Here is a 15,555-nt window from a genome sequence, read left to right as displayed (position 1 = left end):
TGGCCATCGGACGCCCGGTGTCCTTCGCGGGGTGCGGGCAAGGCTCCGGGAGACTGTGCTCATGATCCGGCGGTCCCGGCGATCGATGGGGTTGGACGACCGACGCGAGCGGATCGTCGAGGCGGCCCGCGACTGCATCGCCCTGTCGGGCATTCACGGTGCGGCCATGGCCGAGATCGCCGAGCGCGCGGAACTCGGGGTGGGGCAGGTCTATCGGATCTTCGAGAGCAAGGAGGCGCTGATCGCTCAGATCGCCACCGACGATCTGGCGGAGATGCGAGCGATGCTCGACGCGCTGGACGGCGGCCCTGTCGGTTTGCTCGACGAAATCTGCGCCCTGGTCCCCCAGTCGATCGACCGGTGCTTCGATCCCCGCCGGGTCGCGCTCAGGACCGAGCTCGCCGCCGAGGCCGCGCGCAATCCTCGCGTCGCCGAGATCCTGCGCGCCGTGGACCGGCAAGGGCGAGCGGCCTTCGAGGAGCTGATGAACGCATTGAGGCGGCCCGGCGACGCCGCCGGCGACTTTCGAGCGCGCTGCGAGATCGTCCACGTGCTGTTCGACGGGCTGGCGGTGCGCTCGATCAACCATCCGCAGGCTGATCGCACGATATTGACGCGCCTTGTCCAGATGACGCTCCGACGGCTCTTCGCCTAGGCGGCGCGCTGGAGACCATCGCCCCGCGCCCGTTCAGGGGCGAGGCGCGACGTCGATGGACGAGATGATGGCCTTGCCGGTCTTGCCCTTGAAGGTGATCGTCAGGCCCGCGTCGGTCGCCTCGACGGGGACGCTGCGCACGACGGTGGCGCGCTCGCCCTTGGCCGCGCTGGCGATGTCGAAATCGGCCAACACGACCTTGTCGTTGACCAGCACGTCGAACACGCGTTCGCCCTTGGCGTAGGTCGGTTCGACGAAGGTCAGGGTGACGGTATAGCGGCCCGGCGCGGCGGGGATCTGGTAGCGGAAGTCGCCTTCACGATAGGTGCGCGTGACGGGCCACGGCGCTGCCCCCGGCTCGCCGCCGCCCTGGCCCGTCATGGCCTTGGCCGTCCCGCCGGCGAAGAACGCGTCCGAGCCCATGCGGACGCCGAGGCCAGCCGGGACCAACAGGGCGCCGCTGTCGATCGTGAAGCGATCCTTGCCGTCGGGCGCCAGGCGCCAAGTCAGGCGGTCTTCGGTGGAGCCTTCCTTGAACCGGCCCTGGGCGACTAGGGCGTTGTCGCCTGGCGCGAGGCGAACGCTCTTCCAGACGCAGATCCTTTGCGGGCAGTCGGCCAGCGCGCCCAGGGACTTGCCGTTGACCATCAGATCCGTGGATAGGGCGTTGCTGTAGACGCGCACATCGGTCACCGGATAGGCGCGGTCGACATAGCGGCGGCCGGTGATATGCACCGACGGCTCGGCGCTCCAGTTGGCCTTATAGAAGTAGAAGGCGTCCTTCTTGACCTGGCGGTCGTAGGTCACCAGGCCCTTGGTGTTGATGCTCTCGCCGTCGCCTTCGTGGCGGTCGCCCGTGGCGAAGTCGAAGCTGTTCCACAGCCAGGTTGCCCAGAGGTAGGGCTTGGAGTCCAGGATCGCCCAGTTCTTCTCGTGCACGAAGGCCTGGTATTCCTCGGGCTGGATGCGGCCGAACGAGTCGAACGGGCCGCCCAGCGGATCGTCGGTGTGCTGGCTGATCGCGCCGCCGGCGCCGTACTCGCTGACCGACAGCGGCTTGTCCGGACGCTTCTTGCGCAGGGCGTCGAGGGCCGGGCCCAGCAGCTCCGAGGGCGTGTAGTACCAGCCGAAATAGCGGTTGGCGCCGCTGGTGTCGGTGATGGCGGCCACCTCGGGCGCGTTCGGCTGCAGGCCTTCGCAGCAGGTGGCCTGGGTCGTGGCCCTGTCAGGATCTTCGGCCTTGGCCAGGGCCTGCAGGTCCTTGAGCAGGGGGGTGGGGTCGCGCTGGACGATCTTGGCCGCGCCCATGAACGACGGCGGCGTGCCGCGCAGGTCGACCTCGTTGGCGATGCCCCAGACGCCCACGGAGGCGTGGTTGTAGTTCTGGCGGACCAGTTCCTGCAACTGTTGCCGAGCGTCGGCGACCAGGCCCGGCGTCGGCTCGACCTGGTCGGCGGCCAGGGTCATGACGCTGACGAACGGGATCTCGTCCCACAGGATCAGGCCGTACTGGTCGGCCAGCTCGTGGATAGCCGTCCCGTGCTGGTAATGGGTCAAGCGGATCGTGTTGGCGCCCATCTCGCGGATGATAGCCATGTCCTGGGCGGTATCGGCCGCGCTGACCGCCCAGCCCTTGCCCTCGCGGTCCTGGTGATAACCCACGCCATGTAGGCGCAGCGGCTGGCCGTTTAGGATCAGGCCCTTCTCGGGATCGATGCGGATCTGCCGGACGCCGAAGCCCTGGTCCTGGCTGTCGACGACCTGGCCGCGCGTGTCCTTGATCACCGACTTCAGCCGGTAGAGGTAAGGGTCCTTCACGCCCTGCCATAGGTGGGCGTCGGCCAGGGCCAGCTCCTGCGGGACCTCGACCGACTTGCCCGCGGCCAGTGCGACAGGGGTGACGACCTGGACGGCGACGGCGCCGGAGGCGTCGACCAGCTGGGTGGTCAGCGTCAGCTTGGCGTTGCGCTTGGCGTCGTTGCGGAGCTTGGAGCGCACGGCCACCGTGGCCTTGCCGTCGCCGATCGCAGTGGTCCGGGCGTAGACGCCGGGGCCGCCGAAATCGAGCATGTCGAAATGGGCCTTGTCGGTGACGACCAGGTTGACCGCGCGATAGAGCCCGCCATGGACGAAGAAGTCGCCGCCCAAGGGCAGGATGTCGGCGGTGGGGCCGCCGGCGACCGGCCGGCTCGCGTCCACCCTGACGACCAGCAGGTTCGGCTGACCCGGCCGGATCGCCTGGCTGGCGTCAAGGCGGAAGCGCGAGAAGCCGCCGGCGTGGTCGCCCAGGTGGACGCCGTTGAGCCAGACCGAGGCCTTGCGGCTGGCGGCGTCGAACTGCAGCCAGGCGGCCTTGTCCTTGATCGCGGCCGGCGCGGTGAAGGCCAGCCGATACCAGCCCACGCCCTGCTTGGCGTTGATCGTGGCCGGGGTGTGCAGATGAGGGCCGTCCGATAGGTAGTAGCCGGAGCGGTTCCAGGTGTGGGGCACGCTGACGGCGGCCCAGGCCTTGTCGTCGAAGCTGGGCGCCTCGGCCCCGGACAGGGCGTCGTCCTGGGTGAAGCGCCAGCCGTCGGTCAGCGGGACGGTCAGCCGTTCGGCCGCGGACGCCAGACTGCTGGTGGAGGCCAGGGCCAGGGCGAAGGCGGTCGCGGCCAGCTTGATCGTCATGACGTGTTCCACCCCGGTTCTTATGGCTTTTCCCGTCCAAGTATCAGCGGCGTCGTCGTCGAGTCAATAATCGAACGGTTTAGGTCTATTTTGCCCGACTTTGCGGCGATAGGCGGGTTCTGGTGCGGTCGCATCGGTCTCAGGGTCGCGGATCTTGGCGTCCAGGCGCGTCCGTTTGGTCGCCGCGTCGGGATTATGAATAGCGCGCATGCCCGACCGAGAGCCCATGAAAGCCGCATTGAAGATCCGTAGTTTTCGCTAGTTCGCGAATGAATAACGAGAAATGTCGACGGCGACTTCACCCCGTTCGAGGCGACGTGAGCGGCCGTGCGCCGTGCCGATCATCGGAGACGGGCAAACGCTGATCCATAATTGATCGACATCGTTCGATTTAGGATTGTCTTAGTCCCTGAACGGGGCATCATGGGGCCAACGACCCTTGAGAAGAGGCCGACCATGCGTCCCATCCGAACCGCTCTGGCCGCCGCGTTGCTGATGGGCGTCGCGGGCGTGGCCGTCGCTGCGTCGCCGCTGAACACGGCGACCACCACGATCGGCGAAATCCTCGACACCCCGGCCGCCAAGGCCGTGGTCGACAGGCATCTGCCGTCGGTCTTCGCCAATCCCCAGATCCGGATGGCGCGTCCGCTGACTCTGAAGGGACTGCAGCGCTTCGCCAAGGACACCGTCAGCGACAGCGCCCTGGCGGCCATCGACAAGGACTTCGCAGCCTTGCCTGCGAAGAAGTAGTTCAGGCCGCGGCCTCGGACCCTCGCCGGGGGGGCTCCATCGCCCGCGCACGAAGACGTTTTTCCTCCTCCACTGAGCCGGAACCCTGACGGGCCGCTCGCCGATCGGGTGTCCCGCACCTTTTCCTGTTTCGAGCGCCTCGCGAAGGGCAGGGCGCCTCCTCCCGCCAAAGGGCGCTTTACATGCCGCATTTCAGTTCAAGGTTCGCCGGCAAGACCGTGGTGGTCACGGGCGCAGGATCGGGCATCGGCCGCGCGACGGCCGAGCGACTGGCCGCCGAGGGCGCGCGCGTTGTCGCCACCGACATCGATCCGGCCCGCCTCGACGCGGTCGAGCTGGGCGCCGCCGGCCTGAGGGTCTCCGGCGACATCACCCAGCCCGCCGTGGTCGCGTCGGTGTTTGACGCCTGCGAGGGGCGGCTGGACGGCCTCGCCAATGTCGCGGGCGTCATGGACGGCTTCCTGCCGATCGCCGAGGTCGACGACGAGACCTGGGACCGGGTGCTGGCGGTCAATGTCACGGCGGTGATGCGATGCACCCGCGCGGCGGTGCGGCTGATGGAGCCGGCCGGCGCGGGATCGATCGTCCAGGTCGCCTCGGAGGCGGGCCTTCGCGGCTCGGCGGGCGGGGTGTCCTACACGGCGGCCAAGCACGCGGTGATCGGCCTGGGCCGCAGCGCCGCCTTCGCCTGCAAGGGGACGGGGGTGCGGGTCAATGTGGTCGCGCCCGGCGGCGTGATCACCGGCATCGACGCCACGCCGCGGTCGGAAAAGGGGTTTCAGTCGGTGATGGCCGTGCTGATGGCCGCCGCGCCCGGACTGGCCGCCGCCGACGACATCGCCGCGGCGATCACCTGGCTGCTCAGCGACGAGGCCAAGAACGTCAGCGGCGCGGTCCTGGCCTCGGACGGCGGGTGGTCCTCGGTCTGAGGGGGCTCAGCGCGGCGGCGCGTCGGTTCCGCCGGGGCGATGTCGGCCGCGTCGGCCAGGTATTTGGCGGCAAGCTGAAACTGCCGATCGTCGCGAGCTGGCGAAGCCCTTGAGCCCCGACGCGCCGGGGCCGGGCGATGATACGCTGCACGTCGGCAAGGCTGAGGCAGATGGCCTATTCCGCTGATGAGCCTGCCGGCCTGCGGGAGGTTCGTCGCCTCCGGGATCGCGTGGCGCCACTAAGATCCCGACATCCAGCGCTGACCGCTGAGGTCGCCCGCATCCCGGACACCACGGGTTCGATCGTATTCTTGCGCCGACCCGGGATCGCCGCTGGCGCAGCCCCGCTCCAATCCGGATGCGCCGGTAGCGGCGGAGAGGGCGGAATGAACCGGCGGGGGCGGCGGCCAACCGGCTCTGTGGCCGACCTTGCGTCTCCACTGTCCCAGACTAGAACTGTCTCGACTCAGGGCGATTGATACAAGGACCGACCGGGCCGAAGGGGGAATGTGACCATGGCGATGATCACCAATCCTGACGACTTCTTCACCAAGGGCTGCGGTCGGTGCGCCAGGTTCGCGACGACGGACTGTTCGACCCGGCAGTGGATCGATGGGCTGAACGACCTGCGCCGGATCTGCTTGGACGTTGGATTGGAAGAAACGGTGAAATGGGCCCACCCGTGCTACCTGCACGCCGGGCGCAATATCGCGATCCTCGGAGCGTTTCGGGGCGACTTTCGGCTCAGCTTCATGAACGCGGGCCTGCTCGTCGACAGCGAGGGCATCCTGGAGCCGCAAGGCCCCAACAGTCGAACGCCGGGCATGATCCGCTTCACCGCTACGCAGCAGGTCGGCGAGAGGGAGGCTGTGATCCGGGCCTATCTGCGACAGTTGATGGATCACGCCGAAGCGGGAACCCGGCCCGCGAAGACCGACCGCGAGGTCGACATGCCGAACGAACTGGTCGAGGTGCTGGATGCAGACCCGGAATTGGGCGAGGCCTTCCATGCGCTGACGCCAGGTCGCCAGAGAAGCTACCTGTTGGCCCTGAACCAAGCCAAGCAGCCTTCGACCCGCCTGGCGCGGATCGAGAAGTTCCGCGGCAAGATCATCGCGGGGAAGGGCGCTTTGGAGAGATAGGCGGGCGATGTTGCATCTTTCGCAAGGAGATCGCGCGGCCCATATCCGCCGTCATGGAACGGCCCGTGTCCGAACCTTTCGGGCGCCGCGGATTGATATTCTGCTGAAGATCGACGATCGTTCGCGGGCGACTATGCCGCCAAGGCGCTGCATCTAACCTTGGAGTGAACTCAAGAACGTTCGACCTGATCATTTCCCTGTCGTCGCTCGGGTCGGTCTGGTTGTGCGAGCTGCTTGCAAATGCAAAATCCATGGGATACCCATCTCGGCATGGGTGCCTCCTCCTCGAAACACGATCAAGAGCCGCGTTCCGCGCCGAAAACCTATTCCGCGCCGGCGCTCGAGAGAGGCTTCAACGTCATCGAACTGCTGGCCCAGGCCCCTCGCGGCCTGACGGCCAGTGAAATCGCCGCCGGCCTGGACCTTTCGATCGGCGAGATCTTTCGAATCATTGTCGTCATGGAACGTCGCCGATGGTTGAATAAAGATCCGGAGACGGATCAATATAGTGTAAATTCCAGAATTCTTGAGATCGTATTCCGCGCGACGCCGGCCGAAGAGCTCACGGTCATGGCCGGCCCGCACATGCGTGAACTCGCCAATAAGATTGATCAATCTTGTCACCTGGTGATGCCGAACGGTCGGCGAGGCCTTGTCGTGCTGAGGCAACAAAATCCTGGTGACATCGCCTTCATCGTAAGGCTCGGCGCGGACCTGGATCTTGTGAGGAGTTGTTCGGGCCAGGTGCTGCTGGGCTTCGGTGACGATGCGTGGGTCGCCGATGTTCTTGAAGCTGACATGGCCTTGTCTCCCAAGGACCGCGCGGCCGTGATGAACCGCCTCAAGCTCGTCCGCAGCCGCGGCTTTGAAATGCGGCCCAGTGCGCGCACCAACGGCGTGACCGACATCAGTTATCCGATCTTCGGTCTTGGCGGCCGCGTCGTCGCCGCCTTGACCATTCCCTTCATGGCTCGCATCGACGGCTCGCAGGTCTTCGACGAATACGCCGCCCAGGCCGAGCTGGCGTCGACCGCCAAGCGGATCTCCACGGAATTGGGCTGGTTTGAACGGGATGAACGCATCGTTCCCTTGTCGGCCGATGGCCGGGCGGAAGCAGGGGCGGCGAAAAGCAGGCCCAGAAGGCTGCGGCTGAAGGACAATTTCCCGGCCTAGGTCGCCGCGCTGGCTTCGGGCGCGATGCTGAAGACCGACGGCGGTCCCGGCTTGTGATCGGCTGCGCGCCTGACTGGGGCGTTTGGCGGTTCATGCGGAGAACCGGCGGGCGGTTTTGCGCAAGAACCATGTGAAAACAAAAAGCTGGATCCGGCCGCCTGGTTTGAGGATCGCGCGGCCGGCTCTAGCCGTAAACCGACTCGCCGTCGATCCATGATCCGGCGATCGAGGGGGGGCTTCGCCCCTCGCCAAGCCATTCTTGAAAAACCGCCAGTTCCCGGCCGGCGGATTCAGCCGTGAGCTTGGCTGGCCGGCTCCACGAGGCCCGCCTGGCTGCGACCAACGCGCTCATTGCATCCCAGCTTGGCGTTTCCGCATCAGCGCTCATGAAATGTTGTTGACCTGTAAAAGATAAAAACGGATAGCATATGTGAAAGTGGCGTCGACAAACCGGCGCTCGCAGGGGACCCTGGGGAGGGGAGTTGACGTGAGAAATTCGATCCGCGCGCGCCATTTGCTAGTTGCTGGCGCTTCGCTTGGTGTTCTCTGCGCGCTGGCCGGGCCGGTCGCGGCGCAGGACGCGCCCTCAGCGGCCAAGGACGACCAGGTCGTCGACACCGTGAAGGAAGTGGTCGTCACCGCACGCCGCAAGGCGCTGCAGAGCGCCATCGAGATCAAGCGGAGCTCCGACACGATCGTCGACTCGGTCGTCGCCGACGAAGCCGGCCAGCTGCCCGACGCGTCGATCACCGAAGTTCTTCAGCGCGTGTCGGGCGTGTCGATCTCGCGTTTCACTGCGGGCAACGGCGGCAGCAGCGCGTTCCAGATCGAAGGCACGGGCATCACCGTGCGCGGCCTTCCCTTCAATTCGAGCCTACTCAACGGACGGCAGGTGTTCAGCGCCAATGGCGCGAGCGCCATCAGCTGGAACGAAATTACGCCCGAATTGATGTCGGGAGTCGATGTCTACAAGGCCACACGCGCCGACCTTGTCGAAGGGGGCGCGTCGGCGGTCAATCTTCGCACGCATCTGCCCTTCGATTTCAAGGACACCCAGGTCAACCTCACCGCGGGCGGCAGCTACGGCACCCAGGTGAAGAAGGCCTCGCCCCGCGTTTCGGCCATGTTCTCGAAGCGTTTCGATACCAATATCGGCGAATTTGGCGTGTTGTGGGATCTGGCCTACAGCCGTCTGAACCAGCAAAGCAGCAACCTGCAGGTGGGCGCCATGTTCGGCCAGTATGTGCCGACCTCCACGCGCGACGATGATCTTGCCTTTGTTCCCAGCTCGTTCAACTGGAACTATAACAAGAGCCAGCGCGACCGGTACGGCGCCTATCAGGCTCTTCAGTGGAAGCCGACTTCGAACCTGACGCTGACCAACACCGTGTTCTTCTCGCAATATGTCGAGGATAGCCATGGGAACAGCGGTCAGGTGGGGGGGATCCCATCCACGTCAGCCGCGGTTATGCCCGTTCTCGGCGCCCCGGTTGAGTATGACGCCAACGGCGCCTTCCGCAAGGGACGCCTCACGCAAGGATCCACCGGCAATGCGGTGGAGTTCCAGAACATCACCCCCGGCTGGGTGCCTAGTTGGTACCAGCTCGATTGCGGCTCCACCTATGGCGCTCCCGCGTCGACGATTCAGTGGGACTGGTCGGCTGATGGGGGTATCGATCCGGCGCATCCCCCTGCGGATTGGAATGGTAGGCGTCTGGCGCAGTGCGGCTCTTCCGGCACGATGAATCCCAACAGCGGGTCGTCGGCATCGCACAGCAAGAGTTCCACGCTGGATATTTCGCAGAGCTTCGTCTGGACCCCTGCGGATCGGGTGGCGGTGCGTGGCGCTGTACAATATGTCCGGTCCCGTAAGACCGGGCAGGACATGTATGTCGGCCTCAGTCAGACCAGCCCGCTGGTGACGACGATGGACGTCGATCTGACGGGGGACCTGCCGGCCGTGTCTGGCCTGTCCGCCGCCGGCATGCTCGATAAGAAAACGGCGTACTTGTCCGCGATGGGCTATCATGAACCCAAGAATACGGGGGAGATGGTGGCCGCCCACCTCGACCTTGAATACCGGGTCAGCGACGATGGATTCCTGCGCAGCATCGCTGTTGGCGCTCGTACCGCCAACCGCATCGAAAACGACAACTTCGTGGGGACGTACTGGGCGCCGCTGAGCCAGTCCTGGCTGGGGAATCCGTGGGGGGAACATCCGAACGACCCAAACTTTGGGCCGGGGAATATTATGTATCTCAGCAACCCCAATGTCCTGACGTCGGATTATGAAGTCTCCACCTTCCCGAATTTCTTCGGCGGCAAAGTGGCCGTTCCGGGACAGCTTTACGTCGCCAGCCAATCGCTCATGCAGAGCTATGACTGGTACCATTTGCTCCAGACGTATAACGGCCAGCTGATCGAAGATCCTCCAGGCAGCGGGCAGAGACGGCCTCGGACCAGGGCTGAGTTTTGGCAGGACAATATCGATCAGGGCCTGAACAAGACCGATAGCCGAATCGTCAACAAGGCTGCCTATATCCAGGCCAAGTTCGCGCATGATGGTATCGGGTTCATTCCGGCGTTCTCGGGCAATATCGGCGTTCGTGTATTCCACGAATCTCTGCGGGCGAGCGGTCTGCTGCGAACGCCGGCCGCCGCGAACCTTGCTCTGACCCTAGCGGACAGCAATGCGTACTTCGACGCGAAGCAAGCGAAGGCCGCTAATCCGAATTCGTCGCCGGTGTTCCCGACGCTCTATGGGTTGGTTGGAGGTTATTCCACGCAGACCCGCAGCTATGATTACACGCGCGTTCTGCCTTCGTTCAACGTCAAGTTCGACGTAACCGACAAGTTCATCATTCGCGGTGCGGCGTCGCGGTCGTCTGCTCCGCCGAACCTCAATGACATTCGCGCGGGCGGTTACATCGACGCCAGGTCGGTTTCCAACGTCAATCCGCAGGCGCCCTCGATTCTCACGGGTGTTGTCGCCCGCGACTCGGGCGCAAATCTGAAGCCGACCATGATCAACAGCCAAGATGTGACGTTCGAATTCTATCCGTCGTCGTCCAGCTTCTTCTACGTCGATCTGTTCGCCAAGCAGATCGAGGATCACCCGGTGTTCCACTCGTTCACCGCGCCTAATCTTCCCATTCCGGCGCTGGCATACCCCAATGGTGAGACACCGGCGCTGGTCAACGGGGTGGAGACGAATCCGAATGTGACACAGACAAGCCTGGATCTTCAGTGGGTCTTTATGCAGAACCAGACGTCGACGGAGAAGGCCAAGATCAAGGGCTTCGAGATCGGTGGCCGCAAGTTCTTCGACCATCTGCCGGGCCTGTTCCGCGGGCTGGGCCTCGAAGGCAACGTGACCTACATCGAAAGCAGCAACCCCGCCCAGCAGGCCAACAACGTGTTGAGCCCGCGCACGGCCAACGGGGGCCTCAATCCGGACGGCACCGTGCCGCAGACCTACCCCAATCTCCCCTACGCCGGATTGTCGAAGTGGGCCTACAACATCCAGCTGCTGTACAGCTACAAGAAGATCAACGCCCGCCTGGCGTACAACTGGCGCGACAAGGCCTTGCTGTCGACCAACGTCAATCCGCTGTCCTATGCGACGAGCGGCGGCAATCCTTACACCCTCAACACCAGCCCGACCAACTTTGACTCGGCCCATTCCTATCCCGTCTACAACATGGTTCCGGCCTACATGGCGGCGGCCGGTTACCTGGATATGGGCTTCGATTACAAGGTGAGCGAAAAGGTTTCCCTCTCGTTCAACGCGAACAACCTTCTCGACACCAAGTCGAAAACCGTTCAGGAGCCCATACCTGGCGTGTTCGCGCCCTACGACCATAACGTCAGCGATCGGCGCTATGAGGTCACCATGCGGGCGCGCTTCTAACGGCCTGAACGGGGGAGGGCGCTTCATCGGGAAGCGTCCTTCCCTTTTCGACTACAGTATCGCGGCCGGTTCATGCCGGGTCGCAGGTCACGGGCGCGGCCGGTTGGCCCGCCTTGACCGACCTCCCACCCCCGCATAGGCCTGAAACCCATCCGGCGGGCACCGCGCCGGGTACGTTCGTGGCGAGGCATGTTTATGAACAGCGGCCATCAGCAGCATATCGTCATTCTGGGTGGCGGCGCGGCGGGGTGGATCGCGGCCGCGCTGCTGGCCAAGAAGACCGGTCGCCATCAAACGCGCATCACTCTGGTCGAATCCGAGGAGATCGGCATCATCGGCGTCGGCGAGGCGACGGTCCCGGTGCTGGCGCAATGCAACGCCCTGCTCGGCATTGATGAATTCGACTTTATTCGCCGCACCCAGGGCACGTTCAAGCTGGGCATTGAGTTCTGCGACTGGGGCGTTGCCGGAAACCGGCATTTCCATGCGTTCAGCGACTATGGTCACCAGGTTGAAGGGGTGGCGACCCACCATTATTGGCTGAGGTTGCGGCAATCAGGCGAAGACCATCCGATCGATGACTATTCGTTCGCCTACGCCGTCGCGAAACACAACAAATTCGCCCCGACCGATCCGCAGAATCCGCGCTATCACCACGCCTATCATTTCGATGCCGCCTTGTACGCCCGTTATCTGCGGGACGTGGCGACCGAGCTGGGCGTGCAGCGCATCGAAGGCAAGATGACGCACGTCGATCTGGACGGCGAGACCGGCAATATTGCCGCCATCCATCTGGCCAATGGCGCTACGGTCGCTGGCGACCTGTTCCTGGATTGCACCGGATTCGCCTCAGAATTGCTCGGAAAGGCGCTGGGCACGCCGTTCGTCGACTGGTCGCGCTGGCTGCTTTGCGACAGGGCCATGGCGGCGCCCTCGAAACGCCCCGACGCGCCCACGCCGTTTACGCGATCCACCGCGCACGCCGGGGGCTGGCGCTGGACCATTCCGCTGCAACACCGCAGCGGCAATGGCATGGTCTATAGTTCGGAGTTCTGGAGCGACGACCGGGCGCGCGAGGCCTTGCTGGGCAATATCGACGGCGAACCGCTGGCCGAGCCACGGCTGTTCCGTTTTACCTCCGGCCATCGCAAGCAGTTCTGGAACCGCAATTGCGTGGGGATCGGTTTCGCCTCCAGCTTTCTCGAACCCCTGGAATCGACAGGATTGCAGTTGATCGTCATGGGGGTCTTGAAGTTGCTTCGATATTTCCCCGAACGGACCATCGACCCGGTTCTGCGCGACGAATATAACCAACTCTCCACCCGCGAGATCGAGCGTATCCGCGACTTCATCATCGCGCACTACTATCTCTCGCGCCGTCCCGAGCCCTTGTGGGCGGCGTGCCGCGACATCGAGATCCCCGACAGCCTTCGGCACAAGCTTGATGTCTGGAACGCCAGCGGACAAATCGCGCTAGGCGATTCCGAGTCCTATATGGAGCCGAGCTGGCTCGCCATCCTGCTGGGCAACGGCGTCATTCCGGCGCGCTACAACATATCGGCCGATCTCTATCCCTTGGAGCAGATCCGCACGGGCATGGACTTGCGCCGCGAAGAGATCATGCGCTCGGCGCGGGCGGTCACGTCGCATCAGGATTTCATCGATCGTCACTGCAAGGCCCCGTAAGCGGCGCCGGGCGGCTGAGTTGTGTCACCACGACCCGCCAAACCCGCGAAACACGACCGGCGACGATTTCACCTAGCCGACGCCAATGCCCATCAAAGGACGAGTAACATGATCAACCGGCGCAACGTCCTGACGCTGCTCGGCAGCCTGCCCGCCGTCACGCTGCCTGCCGCAGCCGCGGCCGCATCGGCTGGCGTCGTCTCGCCAGAAGCGGCCGGCCCTGGCGGGCTGCGCCAGCGCACGGCGATCGACGCGGGCTGGAAATTCCGCCTGGGCGACGCCCATGAGCCTGATCGTGATTTCGGCTTCGGCGCGCTGCAGCGCACCTACGCTAAGCAGGGCGTCGGCGTGTCTTACGTCGCCTCGCCGGATTTCACCGACATCCAGTGGGGCAAGACGAACTTCGACGACAGCGGCTGGCAGAACGTGATCCTGCCTCACGACTGGGCCGTCTCGCTGCCGTTCACCCCCAATGATCGGTTCAAGGCCACAGGGCCCAAGAGCGAGGATCCGCGCAACGGCCACGGCTTCAAGCCGCTGGGCCGCGAGTATCCGGCCACCAGCATCGGCTGGTACCGCTACAGGTTCGACCTGTCGCAGGCGGACATGGGCAAGCGGCTGACGCTGGAGTTCGACGGGATCTTCCGCGACGCGCTGATCATGGTGAACGGCTACATCCTGGCCCGCAACGAAAGCGGCTATGCGCCCTTCAGCGTCGACTTCACCGACGTCGCCAATCCGGACGGCCACAACCTGATCACCATCCGCGTCGATGCGACCCTGGGCGAAGGCTGGTTCTATGAGGGCGCCGGCATCTATCGCCGTGTGCACCTGGTGAAGACGGCGTCCCTTCATGTGCCCCAATGGGGCGTCCTGATCCGCGGTCGCGCGGACGGTCGCGTGGAGATCGCCACCCAACTCCGCCAGGCGGATGACAAGGCCGTCGACGCCGTGGTCGTCTCGACCCTGCTGGACCCGGATGGCAAGGTCGTCGCCAGCCAGCGCTCGTCGACGACCGCGCTCAGCCCCTGGGGCGAAGCGACCGTTCCGCAGACGCTGAACGTCGCGTCGCCGCGCCTCTGGGACGTACACCGTCCCGAACTGTACACGCTGCGCACCGCGGTCGAGGTCGACGGCGTCGTGGTCGACCAGACCGAGAACCGCTTCGGCTTACGGGACATCCGCTTCGACGCCGATCGCGGCTTTTTCCTCAACGGCCGCCCGGTCAAGCTTCGCGGCGCCAATCTCCATCAGGACCATGCGGGCGTGGGCTGCGCGGTCACCAAGGAACTCAACCGCTTCCGCCTGGAACGCATGGTCGAGATGGGCTGCAACGCCGTCCGCTGCTCGCACAATCCGCAGTCGGCGGAGTTCATGGACCTGTGCGACGAGATGGGCCTGCTGGTCATCGCCGAGAACCGCCAGATGATTTCCAGCGAGGCGGGACTGGACCAGCTTAAGCGGCTGGTGCTGCGCGACCGCAACCGGCCGAGTGTCATCCTCTGGTCGATCGGCAACGAGGAGCCGCAGGAAGGCAGCGTGCGCAGTGCCCGGGTCGCGCGAACGATGATCCGCGCCGTGCGCAGGCTCGACCCGACCCGATTGGTCGGCGCGGCGTTCGACAACAGTTTCACCAAGCCGCAAGCGCTCGCCAGCGCGCTCGACTTCGTCGGCGTCAACTACAACCCCAACGAACTGGTGAAGGTGCACGAGACTTTTCCCAAGACGATCGTCATCGCCAGCGAGACGGGGTCGAGCGTCGGTACGCGCGGCGTCTACGTCGGCGACGAAAAGCGTCGGCACGTGCGAGCCTACGACAACGAGAAGGTGCCTTGGGGCCAGTTCGCGCACGAGTGGCTGCCCGATATCGAGAACAAGCCCTATGTGGCCGGGGGCTTCGTGTGGACAGGCCTGGACTATCATGGCGAGCCCTCGCCCTTCTACACCTTCCCCAGCGTCGGCTCGCAGTTCGGCGTCTACGACAGCTGCGGCTTTCCGAAGGATACAGCCTACTACATGCGGGCCTGGTGGCGGCTGGACGAGCCGCTGGTCCACCTCCTGCCGCACTGGAACTGGGTGGGGCGTGAGGGCCAGCCGATCGATGTCTGGTGCTACAGCAATCTCGATGAGGTCGAGCTTCGGCTCAACGGCAAGAGCCTTGGCCGCAAGACGGTCGAGAAGTTCGGCTATTCAACCTGGCAGGTTCCCTTCGCCGCCGGCAAGCTGGAGGCGCGCGGCTATCGTCAGGGACGCCTGATCGCCAGTTCCGTGCGCGAAACGGCCGGCGCCCCCGCGGCGTTGCGGCTTTCGGCGGTGCGCGACAGGCTCAAGACGGATGGGCAGGACACGGCGATCGTGCGCGTCTCGACCGTCGACTCGGCGGGCAGGCCCGTGCCGACCGCGGAACTGCCCGTGCGTTTCGCGCTCGACGGTCCTCTCTGGTTGGCGGGCACGGGCAATGGCGATCCCTCCAGCCTGCAGATCGAAACCGAGCCGACGCGCCAGCTGTTCAGCGGCCTGTGCCAGGTGATCCTGCGGACCCGTCCCGGCCAAGCCGGCAAGGCGCGACTGGTCGCCGAAGCCGATGGCGTCCGTCCGGCCCAGCTGGATTTTACGCTAGGGTGAACACATGGCGCTTCC

General features: G+C 64.9%; 9 protein-coding genes. 8 read left to right on the top strand and 1 reads right to left on the bottom strand.

From position 1 onward, the window contains the following. The first annotated feature begins 61 nt into the window (after nucleotides 1-61). A complete protein-coding gene (locus J2X41_RS02985) occupies nucleotides 62-655 on the top strand; it encodes a TetR/AcrR family transcriptional regulator (RefSeq protein ID WP_310079848.1) in 594 nt (197 codons plus the stop codon). A 33-nt stretch (nucleotides 656-688) separates the two neighbouring features. Here the strand turns inward: J2X41_RS02985 and J2X41_RS02980 are convergent, their stop codons facing one another. Further along, complete coding sequence (locus J2X41_RS02980; protein WP_310079527.1) at nucleotides 689-3,325, bottom strand: glycoside hydrolase family 2 TIM barrel-domain containing protein; 2,637 nt, start codon at nucleotides 3,323-3,325, stop codon at nucleotides 689-691. A 456-nt stretch (nucleotides 3,326-3,781) separates the two neighbouring features. On the opposite strand from J2X41_RS02980, the gene J2X41_RS02975 reads away from it, so the two are divergent. The 7 genes from J2X41_RS02975 to galA all read left to right on the top strand — a co-directional run bounded on the left by J2X41_RS02975 (nucleotide 3,782) and on the right by galA (nucleotide 15,540). Continuing rightward, nucleotides 3,782-4,075: a hypothetical protein gene (locus J2X41_RS02975; protein ID WP_310079525.1), complete on the top strand. Its 294-nt coding sequence runs from the start codon at nucleotides 3,782-3,784 to the stop codon at nucleotides 4,073-4,075. 182 nt (nucleotides 4,076-4,257) lie between these two features. Beyond that, nucleotides 4,258-5,004: an SDR family oxidoreductase gene (locus tag J2X41_RS02970; protein ID WP_310079524.1), complete on the top strand. Its 747-nt coding sequence runs from the start codon at nucleotides 4,258-4,260 to the stop codon at nucleotides 5,002-5,004. A 515-nt stretch (nucleotides 5,005-5,519) separates the two neighbouring features. After that, nucleotides 5,520-6,146 (top strand): YdeI/OmpD-associated family protein, encoded by a 627-nt coding sequence (locus tag J2X41_RS02965; RefSeq protein WP_310079523.1) that lies wholly within the window; start codon nucleotides 5,520-5,522, stop codon nucleotides 6,144-6,146. A gap of 240 nt (nucleotides 6,147-6,386) precedes the next feature. After that, a complete protein-coding gene (locus J2X41_RS02960; RefSeq protein ID WP_310079522.1) occupies nucleotides 6,387-7,319 on the top strand; it encodes an IclR family transcriptional regulator in 933 nt (310 codons plus the stop codon). 487 nt (nucleotides 7,320-7,806) lie between these two features. Continuing rightward, nucleotides 7,807-11,229: a TonB-dependent receptor gene (locus J2X41_RS02955; RefSeq protein WP_310079521.1), complete on the top strand. Its 3,423-nt coding sequence runs from the start codon at nucleotides 7,807-7,809 to the stop codon at nucleotides 11,227-11,229. Between the two features lie 195 nt (nucleotides 11,230-11,424). Next, nucleotides 11,425-12,915 (top strand): tryptophan 7-halogenase, encoded by a 1,491-nt coding sequence (locus J2X41_RS02950; protein WP_310079520.1) that lies wholly within the window; start codon nucleotides 11,425-11,427, stop codon nucleotides 12,913-12,915. A 108-nt stretch (nucleotides 12,916-13,023) separates the two neighbouring features. Next, complete coding sequence (gene galA / locus J2X41_RS02945; RefSeq protein WP_310079518.1) at nucleotides 13,024-15,540, top strand: beta-galactosidase GalA; 2,517 nt, start codon at nucleotides 13,024-13,026, stop codon at nucleotides 15,538-15,540. Nucleotides 15,541-15,555: the final 15 nt, after the last annotated feature.

The sequence above is a fragment of the Caulobacter sp. BE254 genome (genome assembly GCF_031457295.1).
In the GTDB taxonomy this organism is placed as follows: domain Bacteria; phylum Pseudomonadota; class Alphaproteobacteria; order Caulobacterales; family Caulobacteraceae; genus Caulobacter.
This window is presented reverse-complemented; position numbering and strand designations above follow the sequence as displayed.